The 17,660-nt window shown below is 29.2% G+C and carries 13 protein-coding genes; 1 reads left to right on the forward strand and 12 read right to left on the reverse strand.

The annotated features are described in order from the left end of the window. Positions 1-120: 120 nt before the first annotated feature. The 4 genes from EK368_RS05855 to EK368_RS05870 all read right to left on the reverse strand — a co-directional run bounded on the left by EK368_RS05855 (position 121) and on the right by EK368_RS05870 (position 7,249). The gene (locus EK368_RS05855; protein ID WP_129597405.1) at positions 121-1,632 is read right to left on the reverse strand and encodes a C69 family dipeptidase; all 1,512 of its coding nucleotides are present in this window, start codon (positions 1,630-1,632) and stop codon (positions 121-123) included. Positions 1,633-1,764: 132 nt separating this feature from the next. Continuing rightward, positions 1,765-4,464, reverse strand: a complete 2,700-nt coding sequence (locus tag EK368_RS05860) for a sensor histidine kinase (protein ID WP_165000337.1) — start codon at positions 4,462-4,464, stop codon at positions 1,765-1,767. 182 nt (positions 4,465-4,646) lie between these two features. Next, positions 4,647-5,834 (reverse strand): pyridoxal phosphate-dependent aminotransferase, encoded by a 1,188-nt coding sequence (locus EK368_RS05865; protein ID WP_129597411.1) that lies wholly within the window; start codon positions 5,832-5,834, stop codon positions 4,647-4,649. 17 nt (positions 5,835-5,851) lie between these two features. After that, the gene (locus tag EK368_RS05870; protein WP_129597413.1) at positions 5,852-7,249 is read right to left on the reverse strand and encodes an oxaloacetate decarboxylase subunit alpha; all 1,398 of its coding nucleotides are present in this window, start codon (positions 7,247-7,249) and stop codon (positions 5,852-5,854) included. Positions 7,250-7,453: 204 nt separating this feature from the next. Here EK368_RS05870 and EK368_RS05875 point away from each other — a divergent pair, with 204 nt between their 5' ends. Then, a complete protein-coding gene (locus tag EK368_RS05875) occupies positions 7,454-7,882 on the forward strand; it encodes an Lrp/AsnC family transcriptional regulator (protein ID WP_129597414.1) in 429 nt (142 codons plus the stop codon). 106 nt (positions 7,883-7,988) lie between these two features. Here the strand turns inward: EK368_RS05875 and EK368_RS05880 are convergent, their stop codons facing one another. The 8 genes from EK368_RS05880 to EK368_RS05915 all read right to left on the reverse strand — a co-directional run bounded on the left by EK368_RS05880 (position 7,989) and on the right by EK368_RS05915 (position 17,407). Further along, positions 7,989-8,450 (reverse strand): hypothetical protein, encoded by a 462-nt coding sequence (locus EK368_RS05880; protein WP_129597416.1) that lies wholly within the window; start codon positions 8,448-8,450, stop codon positions 7,989-7,991. Positions 8,451-8,529: 79 nt separating this feature from the next. Continuing rightward, entirely contained in the window at positions 8,530-10,452 is a 1,923-nt protein-coding gene (locus EK368_RS05885; protein WP_202976434.1) for an OPT family oligopeptide transporter, read from the reverse strand. Between the two features lie 111 nt (positions 10,453-10,563). Further along, positions 10,564-11,877 (reverse strand): aspartate kinase, encoded by a 1,314-nt coding sequence (locus EK368_RS05890; RefSeq protein WP_129597420.1) that lies wholly within the window; start codon positions 11,875-11,877, stop codon positions 10,564-10,566. A gap of 96 nt (positions 11,878-11,973) precedes the next feature. After that, entirely contained in the window at positions 11,974-13,632 is a 1,659-nt protein-coding gene (locus EK368_RS05895; protein WP_129597422.1) for a glycosyl hydrolase family 18 protein, read from the reverse strand. 176 nt (positions 13,633-13,808) lie between these two features. Beyond that, positions 13,809-14,549 (reverse strand): hypothetical protein, encoded by a 741-nt coding sequence (locus tag EK368_RS05900; protein ID WP_129597423.1) that lies wholly within the window; start codon positions 14,547-14,549, stop codon positions 13,809-13,811. After that, the gene (locus EK368_RS05905; RefSeq protein ID WP_129597425.1) at positions 14,542-15,240 is read right to left on the reverse strand and encodes an ABC transporter ATP-binding protein; all 699 of its coding nucleotides are present in this window, start codon (positions 15,238-15,240) and stop codon (positions 14,542-14,544) included. Before EK368_RS05905 ends, EK368_RS05900 begins: the two co-directional genes overlap by 8 nt. Position 15,241: 1 nt before the next feature. Next, complete coding sequence (locus EK368_RS05910) at positions 15,242-15,601, reverse strand: GntR family transcriptional regulator (protein WP_129597427.1); 360 nt, start codon at positions 15,599-15,601, stop codon at positions 15,242-15,244. Between the two features lie 93 nt (positions 15,602-15,694). After that, positions 15,695-17,407: a phospho-sugar mutase gene (locus EK368_RS05915; RefSeq protein WP_129597429.1), complete on the reverse strand. Its 1,713-nt coding sequence runs from the start codon at positions 17,405-17,407 to the stop codon at positions 15,695-15,697. Positions 17,408-17,660: the final 253 nt, after the last annotated feature.

Consider the following 17,660-nt stretch of genomic DNA (forward strand, 5'->3'; position numbering starts at 1 on the left):
TCATTTTCATTATAACATGTACCATACACTTGTCAACTTCATCCATTATTACCAAAATATATTCAATATACAAAAGGGACGATATTTATCGTCCCCTCATATTGTATACATTATCATATTTTATTTTGCAGCTGCAACATCTTCCAATGTTTTTTGTACTGCAAATGGCCCTCCTAATTTTTTAGCTGTACGGCCATTACGATCCATTATAAAATATAATAATTGATCATACACCTTATCCGCATCTTCACAAGCTTTTTTTGAAACATCCATATGTAATTTAGTCACATAACTCTTAGCAGCCTTTGGATCCTTTGCATAAAGATCAATCATTTGCTTTTCTGCTTTTACCATATCTTCATATAACTTTTCTTCATATGTCTTCCAATAATTTTTTACTCCTTGTCCATAAAAACTTCTATTTTGTTCTGCCAAAGCACAAATTCTCTTAAACTTCCAATATGCACCATCATAGTTTGGTGTTTCGCCATCTACTTTATAAGCAGCATAAGTATCTTCGATTCCACTAAAGTTTGGAAGAAATACTGAATGTTCTGCATTACCAAGAGCAAGCCATTGTAGTGCAGAGATTTCAGCTGGATAATTGTCTTTTACTTGGATTACGTGTATTTGTGATTGACGTTCTACACCAATAACACGAAGATCTTTATTTGCAGGAAGAGAAGCATCATATTTTGTACCTTCATAACGGTTACGTAATACATCCATCACTTCTAATACAGAAACTTTTTTATCTGGTTTGTAGAAAAATGGATAATATTCATCTGTCTTATATTCTCCTACACTAGATGGTGCCAATAGACGATGTCCCACCCATGTACGCATATTAGAATAATCTTCTCTTGGTTCACCAAAAGTTGCAGCTAAATGTACTTTACCATCCACTTTTTGTGTCCATCCATGTTCATCTGCTATCTTAAATAAATCTTTATGGAACATTACATTTTCTGTATCTTTTGTATCTAATATTTCAATCATAAACTGATTTCCAAAAACTGCCACTTTATCAGTAGGCATTTTTTGAGCAGCCCATAAATGTCCACTATACACTTCAAATACCCACGCCTCTTTTTGATCCGCAAGCATTACTATATTTCCTTCTTCTGAGCCATGAGTTTCAACTAATTCTGCTAAAAGTTTTACCCCTTCTTTTGCTGTCTTAGTAGTTGCAGCTACAATTCCAGGAATAACAGCTTCACGCAAACTTCCTTCTACATATGGATCTACTGTTAAAACGTTTTCCTTAGGAGAAGCAGATACTGTTGCACTAACGCTTAATCCATATTCATTTGTACAAGCACCAAAATAAGGTCCATCTCCGCAATTTGAAGAATCTGGTACTATAGTATACTTATAAGTAGTTGATGGTAATTTGTAAGAAAATCCATTTGCATCATCAATTGTACGATCTGCTACATTTTCTACTCGATTCACTACTTTAAACATTTTATTGTAAGCACCTGTACTTTGATCCTCACTTCTTGCTAAAATTGTACTTCCATCTGCACTTACGTCTTTTCCTACATACACTGCTGTACAAGCAAGTGCACTGGTGGTACTTAGAATTAATGTCATAATTAGTGCAAATGTAATAATTTTAATTTTTTTCATAATTCTCCTCCTTTAATCATTTTTTAGAATATTTGTTTATTCTTCTATATTATAACATTTCACTAAGTAATTCACTAGTATAGATTATGTTTAAAATATTTAATATATTATGTTATCCATTTTATATGCCTTTTAACTTACATATATATCTGAAAACTCAATATGTATTCTTTCTGTATATGGTTGAGCAATATTTTCTTTTAAACTTTTATCTTTTTTCATATCCACAATATGTTCTGGAAACTTTATGCTAAATTTAGTTCCTTGTCCTACCTTACTGTTTACCCAAATATTTCCTCCCTGCATTTTTACCAAAGACTCTACTAAAGATAATCCAATTCCACTTCCTTCATGATTTCTTCTTAATGATTTATCTACCTGCTTAAATCTTTGAAAAATAAGCTCTACTTGATCTTTTGGAATTCCAACACCTGTATCTGAGACTTCAATCAAAATTCCATCGATTTGATCTAATACATTTACATAAACACATCCTCCAGGATTTGTAAATTTTACAGCATTAGAAAATAAATTTAACAGAATTCTTTCTAGTTTATCTGGATCACAAGCAATTATTTTTTCTTCTATATCTGTATCAAATTGTAGATGAATTTTCTTTTGCATCATATATTCTACTACAGATAAAGTAATTTCTTCTACAATACTCACAATATTATAATTTTGTATATCTAATTCAAAATACCCTGAATCTATTTTTGTAATATCTATCAAATTATTAACCAGTCTTAAAAGTCTATATCCATTTTGTTTTAATACCTTCATTCTTTTATTAAATATTTGTTCATTTCTCCATAGATCTTTATTTTTAAAATCTAATTCTAGCAATTGGATGCTACTAAAAATTAAGTTAAGTGGTGTTCTTAATTCATGAGATAAATTTGCAAAAAATTCTGTTTTTATTTTATCTTGCTCTTCTGCCTCTTGAATTTTTCTTTTTAAAGCTTCTGTCTGTTTTCTCTCTGTAATATCTCTAATCAAGCTTACATACTTTCTCTTTCCATCTATCCAAAATGGAATGATTTTTCCTTCTACATCAATCAATTCTCCATTGATCCGAACAGCCTTTTGTTCTAATAAAGGAACATCTTCTTTATACTTTACTACTTTTTTGATCCTATTTTGAACTGTTTCACAATAATCTTTATAAATAAAATCATGAATATTTCTTCCTATCAGTTCTTCTTTTTTATTTGCTCCAAACAATTTTACTGACGATGTATTAACAAACTCAATCTTGTCATTATCACAAATTGCCAAGCCATCTGGTAAAAGCTCTATCAATTGACTATATCTTTCTTCACTCTCCATTAAATCTATCTCCATATTTTTTCTATCTGTAATATCAGAAATTACACCAATAATTCCTTCCCTTTCTCCTTTTTCATTTGTATAAACTGCTTTATGAAAAATCGCATACTTATGCGATTTATCTTTATTATAGATTTTTGATTCATAAACTTGTACTCCTCCATTACAAATTAATTCTTCATCCCTTTGGCAATAACGATCTGCTATATCCTTATAAAATAAATCATAAGTACTATATCCTATAATTTCTTCTTTTTTTAGTCCAATAAATTCTTCAAAACTTTTATTACAGCCTATATAAACCCCCTGTTTATTTCTATAAAATATAGGATTTGGAATAGTATTCATCAACATATCCATAAAATTTATATGATCTTTTAATTTTTTTTGTATTTTTTTTCTTTTCTGAATATTCATAGCTAAAATTCCTATAAAACATATCAGCATTATCACTATATACATCAAAATATAATGAACGATCTTCTTATCTATAGAATAAGCAGAACTAGGTTTATTCACTATCTTACTTCCCTTTGGTAAATCATTTAAACTTATATCAAATTTCTCCAATTCATTATAATCAAAAATCCAATTTTTTTTTATTTTAAAATTGTTTTCAACGCTACTTATATCTTTTTTATTTAAAACTTCCTTTACTAATTTTGCTGTTTCAATTCCTTCTTCTTTTGCTTCTATTAAAAATCCTCCTGTAATACCATTATTTAAAAAAACATCCCAAAAACTATATATAGGAATATGAACATTTTCTTTAATTATATTTATAGCATCTATAGGCATTATATTTTTAAAATCATTTTTTAAAATAGGGTACATAAAAAATATAACACTCTCTTTAGGTAAATTTTTTATATTATCCATAAGCCTAGAAATTTCTAGCTCATCCCAAGTTTCAATATTTATATTTGCATATTGTATTTTTTCATTTTTTATTTTTTTCTGATAATATCTTCCACGACTTGTCTGATCTGTGATAAAAATTATATTTTTAGTATTTGGATGAATTTTTAAGATATTATATATACTGTTTTGTATATTAATTTCTTCAATAACTCCTATACACCTATCATCTTTTAACTTTTCATCATCATATATTCCACAGTACACTATAGATGTATCTATAAATAACTTATCACTATATTCTTTTAAAAAATTTAAAGCCTCTATATCAGTAACAATTATTACATCAAATTTCATATTTTTATATTTATTTTTGTAAAATTCAAATAATTTTAAACAAAAATTTTTACATGGATGTCTCTTAATATCCATATATTCTACAGATAATTCTATATTGTCTTTATTTTTAACAAAAAATGATTTTATTTCATCCTCAATAGTTTCCGTCCACTCATATCCTCGATAATCTGAATGTAAGAGTAATACATTTTTTGGAGGTGATTGATCTGCAAATGTAAAATGTAGTAATAAAATAAAAACAAAAAATGTAGAAAAACTAATAAATCCAATTTTTTTATTAAACATATTGCCACTCATCTCCCTATTCCCTTTTTTGTCTTTCCTACATTACTGTATTCTACACTTTTATCCTATAAACCTTTGATGAAATATCACTTCTTTTGTCAAATACTACATTTTATTCCACTTTTTTATTTATTCTTCTCATAAACACAAACAGCATCCCTTAGGATGCTGTTTTATAAAATCTACTCAATAGCTTTTTGTATTCTTTTTAATCCTTCTTTAATATTTTCTAAAGAAGTTGCATAAGAAAGCCGTATATATTCATCTGCTCCAAAAGCTATCCCTGGAACTACTGCAACATTTACTTTATCTAATAAATACTCTGCCAAATCCATAGAACCATTAATTTTATATCCTTTGAAAGTTTTTCCTATGATTTTAGAAATATTTACCATTACATAAAAAGCTCCTTCTGGATTTCTACAAGATAAATTCTCTATAGAGTTGATTGTCTTCACCATATAATTTCTTCTCTCTAAAAAAGCTTCTACCATTTTTTGTATAGGTTCTTGATCTTCTTCTAAAGCAACAATACTTGCATATTGAGCCATCGTATTTGGATTGGATGTAGCATGGCTTTGTATATTTGTAATAATTTTTGCAATTTCTTTTTCACAAGCTAAATAACCAATTCTCCATCCTGTCATAGCATAAGCCTTAGACATACCATTTACTACAATAGTAAGCTTTTTAATTTCATCTCCTAAAGATGCAATACTAATATGCTCTCCTTCATAAGTTAATTTTTCATAAATTTCATCAGAGATAATATAGATATTGTTTTTTAATGCAAGATCTGCAATCATTTTTAATTCATCTTTTGTATAAACAGTTCCTGTAGGATTATTTGGACTATTTAAAATGATTGCCTTTGTATTTTCTGTAATAACTTTTTCTAAGCTTTCTTTTGTATATTTAAATCCATCTTCTTCTTTTGTATGTACTAGTATAGGAGTAGCATCTGCAAGCTTTACTAATTCTGTATAGCTTACCCAATAAGGTAGTGCTACAATTACTTCATCTTCTGGATTACATATAGCTTGTAGGGCATTATATAAAGAATGTTTTGCTCCATTAGAAACTACAACATTTTCAGTTTTGTATATAAGATTATTTTCTTTTTTTAGTTTTTCACAAATAGCTTCCTTTAACTTTGGAAGCCCTGAGGCTGCTGTATATCCTGTAAGCCCTTTATCCAAGGCATCTATAGCTGCATCCCTTATATGTTTTGGAGTGTTAAAATCAGGCTCTCCAGCACCAAAGCTTATTACATCTACTCCATCTTCTTTCATTTTTTTTGCTTTTGCTGTAATGGCTAATGTAATAGATGATGAAATCTCCATATTCTTTTTAGATAAACCAGTTTTCATAATAAAGCCTCCTTTTTTTATACAGGATAAGTTTTTTGTTCTTTATTGACATATTCACTATCTATTTTATATTTTTTTGCTTGCCTATATTTAAAAAATTCCATAGCAACTTGTGGAAACATCGCATAAGAAAGTACATCTTCTTCCTGTTCTAAATATTCTTTCATTTCATTTTTGATTTTGCTTAACTCAGGATCTATTAAATCTGCTGGTCTACAAGTAATCACTTCTCCATGACCAATTATTTTTTCAATGATTTCTTTTTTTATTGGCACTGTTGATTTTCCATACATTCCTCTCACATAAGCTTTCACTTCATTTGGAATCATCTTATATCTTTGACCTGTAATTACATTAAGCACTGCTTGAGTTCCTACAATTTGACTTGTAGGTGTAACTAAAGGTGGATATCCTAAATCTTCTCTTACTCTTGGTACTTCTTGTAAAACTTCTTCAAATTTATTTAATGCATTTTGTATTTTAAGCTGTGATACAAGATTAGATAACATTCCTCCTGGTACTTGATAAATAAGTGTATTAATATCTACCCCTAAAACTTTTGTATTCATAAGACCACTTTGTAAACATTCTTCTCTCAATGGTCTAAAATGTTGTGCGATTTCATTTAAATGTTCAAGTTTAAGTCCTGTATCATATTCTGTTCCTTGTAACGTTGCAACTAATGATTCTGTAGGAGGTTGACTTGTTCCCATAGCAAAAGGAGATATAGCTGTATCAACAATATCTACCCCTGCCTCAATTGCTTTTAAATACATCATACTTGCAAGTCCACTAGTGGTATGAGAATGTATTTCTAATGGAACCTTCACTGTATTTTTAAGTGCACAGACAAGCTCATATGTATAATAAGGAGTCAAAAGTCCTGACATATCCTTAATACAAATAGAATCTGCACCCATATCCTCCATTTCTTTTGCAAGGTTTACATAGATATCTGTTGTATGTACTGGACTAATAGTATAAGAAATAGTTGCTTGTGCATGCGCTCCTTCTTTTTTAGTAGATTCCATCGCAACTTTTAAATTCCTCACATCATTTAATGCATCGAAAATTCTTATAATATCAATACCATTATAAACTGCTCTTTTAACAAATTCAATCACTACATCATCTGCATAATGTTTATATCCTAAAACATTTTGCCCTCTTAGAAGCATCTGAAGATTCGTGTTTTTTACTTTTTTTCTTATGATTCTTAATCTTTCCCATGGATCTTCATTTAAAAATCTAAGGCAAGTATCAAAAGTTGCTCCTCCCCACATCTCAAGAGAATAATATCCTACTTGGTCTAACTTTTCTAAAATAGGCAACATATCTTCTGTTTTCATTCTTGTCGCAATTAAAGACTGATGTGCATCTCTTAAAATGGTTTCTGTAATTTTGACTTTTGCCATATTTCCCCCCTACCTTTCCCTTTATAATTCATCACAATATTTTTATGTAAATTTTCTTAAATTTCTTACAAGAATATTATTTATTACTATTCTATCAATTGAGTATGTCTATGTAAATAGATAATCAAAAGTGTTATAATAAAATTACTTTAGAATAATAATTTTAAATTTTTTCAACTTTATTTTTTAAAGTGGAGGTAAATTATGGATATTATTGATTTAAAGATATTGCAAATTCTTCAAACAGATGGAAGAATATCTATGAAAGATTTGGGTAAAACAGTAGGTTTAACTTCTCCTGCTGTATCAGAAAGAGTCAAACGATTAGAGGAAAGAGGTGTAATCACTGGATATAGAGCTATGGTCAATCCTCAAAAGCTCGCTAAAACTATTCAAGCTTTCATTGACATATCCATGAGCTCAGATCAATATGAAAAATTTTTAACATTTGCTCAAACTACATCAAGTATTATTGAGTGTCATCATGTAACCGGTGGAGATTGTATGACTTTAAAAGTTATTGTTAAAGATATGGAAGAACTTGAATTTTTAATTGATGAAATAAAAAAAGTAGGAAATACAAAAACATCTATTATTCTTTCTACACCTATAGGGCATAAAATCATTATATAAGATTCATACATAATAAAAAATGCTTTCTTTGTAATAGACAGTTTTTATTATTCAAACTTTCTACTACAAGGAAAGCTACTCATTTTCATAAAAAGGTTATTTTTTATTATTTTATAAAGCTTTGAAGATTTTGTACATGTTTTTTTTCTTCTTCAATCACCCTCGATACCATTTGATATGCTTGACTTTTCATATCTTGTTTTTTTCTAATCAATCTTCCTTGGATATCTAAAAGCACTGCTATATTTTGTTTTTCAAACTCTAGTGCAAATCTTAATAGTTCATTTGTATTTTGTGTTTTTGGAGCATCCATATTTTGTTTAAATTTATTCAACAAAGAGGACACTTTATCATAGATATCAAAATCTACTTCTTCATCTTTATTTTTTATTTCTTCCTTTAACCTTGTATAGACTTTAATATGCCGTTCTTCTTCTTTTTGTAATACTTTTGCCACCATCTTTATTTTAATATCTTTGCTAATTTTATTTATGTTTTCATACATATCTCTTCCATTTTTTTCGATTTCTATAAATTTTTCTAATATGTCTATAACTGTGTATGCCACAGAGGTCCTCCTTTCTACTATTTTTTTCTTGTTTTTTCATATTTATCCACATTACATTAAATTATACAAAAATATTTTTTTAATATTCTATCTTTTTTCCAAAGCTATTTTTCACTAGGAAAAAAATTAATATTCCAAACATAAATATTGCTCCATATTCTTCTAAAGTTTCATTTCCTATTGCCAATTTATTAGCTAATGTAATATTATCCTCTCCTAATTGGATACATGCCAATATAGCAAGAAATATTCCTATAAGACCTTCTCCTGCAATAAGTCCAGAGGCATATAATATTCCACCTTCTGTTTTTTCTTTTAATACTATTTTTATTTTTTCTTTTTTATTTAATATTCCTCTAATCAAACCTCCTATCATAATAGGAGTACTCAAATGAATAGGAAGATATAATCCTACTGCAAAGGGAAGTACAGAAATTCCTAAAATTTCTACAACCATTCCTGCTGCAACTCCTGTAAAAACCAATGGCCAAGGAAGGTTTCCATTCATAATTCCCTCTACTACTAGCCTCATTAAAGTAGCTTGTGGAGCAGGAATCTCTTTTGATCCAAATCCAAAAGCATGATTAAAAAGAGTCAAAATCATTCCCATTATAAGACCTGACGCTATTACTCCAATTAACTCTCCAATTTGTTGCTTTTTAGGAGTTGCTCCTACTAAAAAACCTGTTTTTAAATCTTGTGACACATCTCCTGCAATAGCGGCTACAATACAAATAATACTTCCTATGATCAGTGCTTCTGTCATACCTTCTTGATTCGTCATTCCTAATTTTTTAAATATAAATGTAGTAATTAAAAGACTTGCAATAGTCATTCCTGATATAGGATTTGAAGAAGTTCCTATAAGTCCTACTAATCTTGAAGATACTGTTGCAAATAAAAAACTAAATATAACAATCAATGTTCCTCCTACAGCTCCTACAGGAATCATAGGAGTAAATATAATAAGAAGTATTAAAACTGCCATGCTACTTAAAACAAAATACATAGATAAATCCTCATCTGTTCTTTGAATTGCTTTTTTAAAGGAAGGAGTAAATCCGCCTAAAACATCTTTAAATGCATCAATAGTTAGAGGCAGAGCTTTTATTAAACTCATAAATCCTCCAAAAGCTACTGCTCCCGCTCCTACATACCGAATATAATAATCCCAAATTCCATGAGGTCCTAAATCTTTTATAGGTTCTATAGCTGGATAAATAGGTATCGTCATAAAATCTCCTAGATAAGAAATCAAAGGAATAATTCCAAACCATCCAAGGATGGCTCCTGCTATCATATATGAAGCAATTTTAGGTCCTATAATAAATCCTACCCCTAAAAGCCCTGGATAAACATCTATACCTATAACAGTGTTTTTCATTGCTGGAATACTCCATTCTATATTTCCTGGAACAAGTTTTATACCATCTACAATAAACTTATGAATTGCTCCTAGTCCTACTCCTTTAAAAACAGTTTTTGCATTTGCTCCCCCAACTTCTCCTGCTACTAAGACTTCTGCACATGCAGTTCCTTCTGGATATGGCAAATGTTCATGCTCTTCAATCATTAAAAACCTTCTTAAAGGAACCATAAGTAACACTCCTAAAATTCCTCCTATGACTGAAATAGTAGTAATTTTGGTCATAGTAGGTGGACGAATTCCCATTTCATTTGCCCATATGTATAAAGCAGGAATGGTAAAAATCACTCCTGATGCTAAAGATTGTCCAGCCGAACTAATAGTTTGTACAATATTATTCTCAAGAATAGAATTTCTTTTTAATATTCCCCTAATAATCCCCATAGATATTACAGAAGCAGGAATAGATGCACTCACCGTAATCCCTATTCTAAGACCTAAATATGCATTTGCACTTGCAAAAATAATTGAAAGAATCATACCAATCCACACAGAAGTCCATGTAAACTCACTCATACTCTTCTCTGCTGGAACATAGGGAGTAATATTATTCTTTTTGTCTTTATTTTGTGACATCATAACCCACCTCTATCTATCAAATCCACATCATTATAGTATGTAAAAAAAACTTAGTCAATGCTAGATGTAATAAACATAAGGACATGATCACACATCATGTCCTTATGTTTATTCTACAAATCCATTATATATAGCTGATACCGCTTTTTCAAAATCATTTGTTTCAACACCTACAATAATATTCATCTCGCTAGAGCCTTGATCAATCATTCTTATATTTACATTTGCTTTTGCTAAAGATGTAAATAATTTTGCAGATACCCCTCTTGAATAAACCATTCCATCTCCAACTGTTGCAATAAGTGCCATATTTGGATGAACTTCTATAGAATCTGGACTACATTGTTCACAAATTTCTTTTACAAGTTTATTTACCTTATTCCCTAAATACGCATCTTCAATGACAATAGATATAGTATCTATGCCAGATGGGAGATGTTCTACGGGAACTTGATTTTCTTCAAAAATAGAAAGAAGCTTTCTAATAAAACTCATTTCTGCATGCATTCTATTTTTTTGTATAGCAATCACTGTAAAATCTTTTTTCCCAGCAATTCCTGTAATAGTTCCTGGAGCAGAATCTTTTTGATTCACAATTAACGTTCCATTATTTTCAGGCTCATTTGTATTTCGTACATTGATAGGAATTCCAGCTTCCTTTACTGGAAATACTGATTCTTCATGAAGCACTGTAGCACCCATATAAGAAAGTTCTCTCAATTCTTGATAAGTAATAATTTTTATAGGTTGTGGATTTTTTACAATTCTTGGATCAGCCATTAAAAAACCTGAGACATCTGTCCAGTTCTCATAAATTTCTGCTCCTACTCCTTGAGCAATAATAGAACCTGTAACGTCTGATCCTCCTCTTGAGAAGGTTTTTATTTCTCCATTTGGCATAACACCATAAAATCCTGGAATCACTGCTTTTTCATATCTTAACAATTTTTCTTTTATTTGTTTTTGAGTATTTTCTTGATCTAAATCTCCATATTCATCAAAAGATATAATTTCTGTAGCATCTACAAAATCATATCCTAACAGATTAGATAAAATAACTCCATTTAAATATTCTCCTCTACTTGCTGTATAATCTACAGATGCACCTTTTGAAATTTTTTCTTTTATATCTTTTAAATAAGGTTTTAAATCTATAGATAAATGAAGCTCATCTACAATCCCCAAATAACGCTTCTCAATCATATCAAACATTTGGTCAAAAGGTACAGAATGTTTCACATGAGCATTACAAAGATATAAAAGATCTGTTATTTTATAATCTTCCTTATTTCTTTTTCCAGGAGCAGAGGTTACTACATATTTCCTATTTTCATCATTTTCTATAATTTTTTGTACTTTCTTAAATTGATTTGCATCTGCTACAGACGATCCTCCAAATTTTGCTACCTTTAATTCCATTATTAAAAACCTCCCACATAAACTATGAATAAATATTAATATTATAAATTGAAAATTTTAAAAAGTCAATATTTATATTAGAAAATCCGATAGACTCATCTATCGGATTTTTAAGCTTTCATCTATTATATACCATATATTTTCTGTTTCAAATCCTCTTCTCCAGCTTCCTAATCCTGCAAGATTATAAAGTTTTATAAGATCTGTTCTCATATTCATAGAAGTTTCATCCTCTATCCATATTCTATTCAGAGCATTGCCTTCCATATATTCAATATAATTTTGTCCAGTTTTTGCATCATAAGTTTTTTGAAGTCCATACTGCTGTATAATTTTATTTACTGTTTCCATAGAAGCTGCTTTTGATTTTACATTGATCTTTTCTGGATTTTCAACATTAGGAGTCTCCATCCAAATTCTTGTATAAAAAGGAACTCCTAGTACAAGCTTGTGAGCTGGTACATCTTCTAGTAGTCCTTCTATTCCTTTTTGAACCCAATTTTTAGAAGCTACAGATCCACTTACAGGACTTGTTCCCCAATGTTCATCATATGCCATTAAAATCATATAATCTATGACTTCTCCTAGTCTTTGACGATCATAACATAATGACCAAGTAGCACTTCCACCTTTTACAGTCACATCCATAGACACTACTAAATTTTGTTCATGAAAAACAGCTGCAAGTTCTCTAACAAACATAACCATATTATCTTTATCTTCTAAATATACATTTTCAAAATCTATATTGATTCCATCTATATTATTGTCTTTCACTAGCTTTAAAAGATCTTTGATTGCTTTTTCTTTTCCATAAGGATTCTTAAAAAATTCTTGAGTTAATTTTGGATTAAAATCATTGCTAAAAAGTGCCCATACTTTATATCCTCTATTATGTGCCCATTGTATATATTCTTTACTAATATTATTATTAATATTTCCATCAGAATCTTTAAGTGATAACCAGGTAGGCGATATAACATTAACTCCCTTAAGATTTCCTATTTTAGAAGTATCAGGACTTTTCTTCATGACATGTTCCCATGTAAGTATAATTTTTCCTTCTGGGCTCCATATAGGCTCATGTTGTTTATTTTGTTTTTGTATGGTTTGTCTATTTTTTAAATCATTTCCTTTTGTATAACCTATTTTCCCTTTAGGAGTCAATACCTTTACCCATTCTCCATCTTCCTTTAATATCTCTACTTCATCTTCTATTTTTAAAACATCTACTGTATAAGACCATCCTTTTGGTTCCACTCTTACACTTACAGAGTCTTTTGATAGTTTTGCTATATATCTATTTTCATATACACTTTTTAATATTATTTTTTTTGATTCATCCAATATATTTGTCTGTATCCCTATATATTCTTTTATGTGCTCAATTGGAATAAAGGGTTGTCCATTGATGATTCTCATAGGAGGAATTTGAATATTTTCTTGTAAATTTAGTACTACACCTTCATCTTTATAAAATCGAATCGTTTTTTTAGGACCTGAAATCATAGCTATACCACTTGTTTCATCATAACTTACTAAAAGATCTAGTCCATCTTTTAATGACATCAGTGGTATATATGTGTCTTCTTTCACCTTAATAGGCTCTCCCTCATAAAGAACTACACCATTTTTGTTTACAATCATAATAGGAGCATCATTTTCCATTGAATCTGCTAAAGCATACCTTTGTGTCATAAACATTCCTGCCATAAAAATAAAACATACCACAATAATAGCTAAATCTCTTTTCTTCACCCCACCACACCTCTCTTTACATTAAGATATACCCTAATTATACTATTAAACAAATCATAAAAATAATGAACCATTATTGAAAATTTGTGACGTTTTTTATGATTTAGTTTATATCCAAGTTCAAGGTATATTTTTATTATAACGAATTTTCTATCTCTTTTGTGGTTACAAATTCTTTACAAATTTAATTTTCTATCAAGTAAATATCCTGTAATCATAAACAATATACCTATCATACACAAATTAAAAACAAAATAAGACATTGAACCTTCAAAATTAAAAGAAGTCATTCCATAACTTAATGCATGCATATCCACAAATTTATCAAAATATCCTACAACTTTTCCTACAATTCTTGAAATTACTAAAAAACATACAAAAGATAATATTTTTCCATATTTAAATACTGAAAATACACTTTTAGATAAAGTAACAGATAAATAAATAATCAATATAAACGTAATATATCCTACCAAAAGAATCATAAACAATGTGAAAATTTCTTTAATTCCTTCTGTATAAAAGCTTTGGAAGTTTTCCATTAATTGTGGATATTTATAAACAGCTATCTTTTGATCTATAATCATCATTAACATAGCAAATACAAATATACCAAAAGCTTCTAAAGTGATTCCTATAATCTTACTTCCCAAAATATGATATCCACTACAAGTAGTCGTAAATAATAGATATCTTTCTTCTCCAAATAAACTTTTGTACATTCTTGCAATATGATCAAAAAACAATCCTACTCCCATAACAAATATACCTATACTGGCAAAAATTGCAAATTTCGATGGGGTTTGTTCATTTAAAATACTTCTTATAAGATCTATATTTAAAGCAATAGCGATAACAATTCCTCCAAGAAAAAATTTCCACCTACTCATCCATTCATATTTAAGAAGTTTAAGCATTTTTATATACCTCCCTATATAACTCATCAATAGACATATTTTTCTCCATTCTAAATTCTTCTGCACTTCCCTTTAAAACTACTTTTCCTTCTCCAATAAAAATCACTTCATCTAATATACTTTCTAATTCTTTAACCAAATGACTAGAAATAATCATTGTTTTATTTTCATCGCACACCCTTAAAACAGCTTCCATAATTTTTTCTCGAGAAATAGGATCTATCCCATTAAAAGGCTCATCTAATACATACACCTTTGCATCTCTTGCAAGAATCAAGCTTAATTTAAGCCTTTGAAGCATTCCAGTAGATAATGAGCCTACCTTTTGTTTTTCCTCTAGTTCCATAAATTTTAGTAATTCTTGTGCTTTCTCCATGTTGAAATCTTCAAAGAAATCATTGAAATATTCTACACAATTTCTTATCTTCATCCACTTAGGCAAATGATTATGAGTAGGCATAAAAGCCATTATTTTTTTCGTCTCTACTCCAATCCTTTTTTCATTTATGCTAATCTCTCCACTCGTTGGTTGAATAAGTCCTACAATCATTTTCATAAAAGTTGTCTTGCCACTCCCATTAGGTCCTAACAATCCATAAATTTTCCCTTCTTCCAATGTCATATTCAACTCATTTAATGCTTTTTTTGTAATATATTTTTTAGTTACATTTTCTGCTCTTATAATTTCCATATTAATCCTCCTTCATAGTTTCTTGTACTACTTTTATAATTTCTTCATAGGAATACCCTAGTTCTTTCATTCCCTCTATAAAATTTTTTAGTATTTCATTTGCCATTTCTTTTTTTATTCTCAATATAACCTCCTCCTCTTGTGTAACAAAGGAGCCTTTCCCTCTTTCTGTAAATGTAACTTTCTCCCTTTCTAACTCTTGATATGCTCGCTGGATTGTATTTACATTTACCTTTAAAGAAGCTGCCATTTCTCTTACGGAAGGAAGCTTTTCTCCTTTTTGTCTAATTCCCACTATAATTTCTTTTTTAATCATTTCTATAATCTGAAGGTATATAGGAATTTTAGCATCAAAATTCATTTCATCACCTCTTTTGTATTCGTGTCATATTTAAATAGTACACTACAACTTTATAGATGTCAAATAAAAATCTGCACAAATTGTGCAGATTTTTTATTTGACTTCATTAAGTTTTTCCATAATCACACTTTCCATTTCCTTGATCTTATCTTGAGCTTCCTCTATTGTATCTCCTTTAGTATAAATATATATTTTAATTTTAGGTTCTGTTCCTGAAGGCCTTATAGCATACCATGATCCATCATCAAATAAAAACTTTAATACATCAGAAACTGGAATTTCTACCTTTTCTTCTTGTTGTTTTAAAAAGTCAAAAGCTTTTTCTTGACCATAATCCATATATTTTGCAATTTTTTTCTCTCCAATTTCTGTTGGATATTCTTTTCTATAAACCTCCATCATTCTTTTAATTCTTTTTTGACCTTCTATTCCCTCTAGTACTAATGATATAAGTTTTTCTTGATAATATCCATGCTCCTTATATATTTCTTCTAAAATATCTAAAAGACTTTTTCCTTGTTTTTTATAATAAGCAGCTCCTTCACAAATAAGCATAGCTGCAATCACTCCATCTTTGTCTCTTACAAAAGTTCCTGCTACATATCCTATGCTTTCTTCATAACCAAATAAAAATTTTTCTTTTCCTTCTTCTTCTAATTCATTTACTTTTCCACAAATATTTTTAAATCCTGTTAGTGTTTCATAAGTCTTTACTTGATAGGATTTTGCAATATTTTTTCCTAAATCTCCTGTTACAATAGACTTTACGATATATCCATTTTTTATATCTTTTTTGGATTTTAAAATATAATCAATAAATATTGCTCCTACTTGATTTCCATTTAAAGAAACATACTCTCCACTTTCATCTTTTACCATAACTCCTAATCGATCACAATCTGGATCAGTTGCAATAAGTAAATCTGCTTTTATTTTTTTGCCTAGCTTCTGTGCATACAAAAAAGCTTTTGTATCTTCAGGATTGGGATATCCTACAGTGGTAAAATCTGGATCTGGATTTTCTTGTTCTTTCACTACCTCTATATTTTTAAATCCTCTTTCTTTTAAAACTCTTCTTACTGGAATATTCCCTGTCCCATTTAAAGGTGTATATACAATTTTTATATCTTTATCTATATCCTCTCTTAAAGATAATTCTTTTACTTTTTCTATGTATAGATCATCTATTTCTTTTCCTATGATTTTTAATAATTCCTTTTCTTTTGCCATTTCTTCCTCAATGATTTTTACATGAGAAAAGTCTGAAATATTATGTATTTTTTGAGTAATTCCATCTGCAACCTCTGAAATAATTTGAGATCCTTCTTCCCAATACACTTTATATCCATTATAGTCTTTTGGATTATGACTTGCTGTAACGACAATCCCAGAAGCTGCACGCAAATGTCTTACAGCAAAGGATAACTCTGGAGTAGGTCTTAAACTTTCAAATAAATAAGCTACAATCCCATTTGCAGCCAAAACTAAAGCAGTTCTTTTTGCAAATTCCTTTGAAAAGTGTCTACAATCATAAGCAATCACAACTCCTCTTTTCATATACTCCTGACCTTTTTCTATAATAAAATCAGCGAGTCCTTGAGTTACACGTCCTATAATATGTAAATTCATTCTATTTGTTCCAGCTCCTATTTTACCTCTTAGACCTGCTGTCCCAAATTCCAATTCTTTATAAAAACGATCTTGTATTTCTTCCTCATTATCTTTCATAGATAAAAGCTCTTTTTTTGTTTCTTCATCAAAATAAGGATTTTCTAGCCATTCTTCATATATTTTTTTATATTCCACCTAAATCACCTTCTTTAATAAAATTTAGCTCATATAATGACTTCTATATTTTTTATAAATTTCCTTTTTTACCACTACACTTATTTCAAAGAAATTACTCAAAAATTTATATATTTATACCAAATACTATAATCATTCTATAGTATTTGTAAAGTGAAACAAAAAAAATCCTCTTGTTTACACAAAAGGATTTAAGGTTCTATAATAAATGTTGGGGTGAATAACTCCAACATTTAATTTTTTGCAAAAAAAT

Origin of the sequence: Anaerophilus nitritigenes (genome assembly GCF_004138215.1) — a bacterium.
Lineage (GTDB): Bacteria > Bacillota > Clostridia > Peptostreptococcales > Thermotaleaceae > Anaerophilus > Anaerophilus nitritogenes.